Below are 1,769 nucleotides of genomic sequence, written 5' to 3' on the forward strand. Positions count from 1 at the left end.
GCTGTAACCGCCGGCATCCGTCGACTGGCCCTGCTTCATCTCGACCACATGCTCGGTCTGGAAGGTGGTGACGGCGACGATGCCGAGCACGGTGACACCAAGCCCGGCATGGGCCAATGCCGTGCCGAAGGCAGAGCGCGGCAGGCCCGACAGCCTTCGCCAGGCGATATCCGCCTTCACCTTGCCGATGCCGGCCCGATACCAGAGGTCGGCGGCAGCCCCCAGGATCAGGAACAGGCCGGCGGCAAGGCCGAGCACGGCCATGACCGGGCCGCCATGCTGGATATAGAAGAAGACGAGGGCTGCGACGAGCGCGAGAGCGGCCACGACATAAAGCCGCTGCAGGGCACCGAGCAGATCGCCGCGCTTCCAGGCCAGCAGCGGCCCGAAGGGCACGACGACCAGAAGCGGCGCCATCAGCAGGCCGAAGGTCAGGTTGAAGAAGGGCGGGCCGACGGAGATCTTATCGCCGGTCAGTGTTTCCAGGACCAGCGGATAGAGCGTGCCCGTCAGCACCGTGCCGCAGGCAACCGTCAGGATCAGGTTGTTGACGACGAGTGCCCCCTCGCGCGAGATCGGCGCAAACAGCCCGCCAGCCGACAGAAGCGGCGCGCGGAAGGCAAAGAGCGCCAGCGCGCCGCCGATGAAGATCAAGAGGATGCAGAGGATGAAGACGCCACGGCTCGGGTCGCTGGCAAAGGCATGCACCGAGGTCAGCACACCGGAGCGCACCAGGAAGGTGCCCATCAGCGACAGCGAGAAGGTGAGGATGGCRAGCAGCACCGTCCAGATCTTCAAGGCCTCGCGYTTTTCCATGACRAGRGCGGAGTGCAGAAGTGCGGTGCCGGCAAGCCAGGGCATGAAGGAGGCRTTYTCCACCGGATCCCAGAACCACCAGCCGCCCCAGCCGAGTTCGTAATAGGCCCAGTAGGAGCCCATGGCGATGCCGAGCGTCAGAAAGGTCCAGGCGGCCAGCGTCCAGGGCCGCACCCAGCGCGCCCAGGCGGCATCGATGCGGCCATCGAGGAGGGCGGCAACMGCAAAGGAGAAACAGACCGAGAAGCCGACATAACCGAGGTAGAGCAGCGGCGGATGGATGGCGAGGCCGATATCCTGCAGCACCGGGTTCAGGTCCTTGCCCTCKGCAGGGGCCGGATCGAGGCGGGTGAAGGGATTGGAGGTCAACAGGATGAAGAGGATGAAGGCGACSGAGATCCASGCCTGRACGGMGAGAACATTGGCCTTCAGCGTATCSGGCAGATTGCGGCCGAAGATCGCGACCAGGGCGCTGAACAGYGCCAGGATCAACAGCCAGAGCATCATCGATCCCTCGTGATTGCCCCAGACGCCGGAATATTTGTAGATCAGCGGCACCAGCGAATGCGAGTTCTCCCAGACGTTCTGMACCGAGAAGTCGGAGACGACATGGGCATAGGTGAGCACACCGAAGGAGAAGGTCACGAGGGCAAAGAGCAGGAGGGAGCCCAAGGGCGCCACATCCATCATCGCCTGATCGCTACGCCTTGCACCGATGACGGGCACCACCGACAGGACGATCGCGGTTGCGAGCGCCAGAACCAGCGCATAATGGCCGATCTCGATGATCATGGTGTCGCCCTTGTCTCTTGCCCCTGGGCTTCCTGGCTCTTTGCGGCCTCACCCTTGGCTTCCTGCCCCTGTGCTACGGCTCCCTTGCCCTCTTCCCAGAGGCCCTGAGCCTTCAGCCTGTCGGCCACTTCCTTGGGCATATAGGTCTCGTCATGCTTGGC

1 protein-coding gene and 1 pseudogene are annotated in these 1,769 nt (G+C 64.1%); both read right to left on the reverse strand.

Annotated features, from left to right (window positions below):
* Positions 1-1,608, reverse strand: a 1,608-nt coding sequence (locus AC1D35_RS35870) for a heme lyase CcmF/NrfE family subunit (protein ID WP_477942737.1), incomplete at its 3' end; no start/stop codon positions are given.
* Positions 1,605-1,769, reverse strand: a pseudogene (locus AC1D35_RS35875) (cytochrome c maturation protein CcmE); the annotation flags it as partial. The pseudogene AC1D35_RS35875 and the gene AC1D35_RS35870, both read right to left, overlap by 4 nt.

It is taken from the genome of Rhizobium sp. P1_E6 (assembly GCF_056405875.1).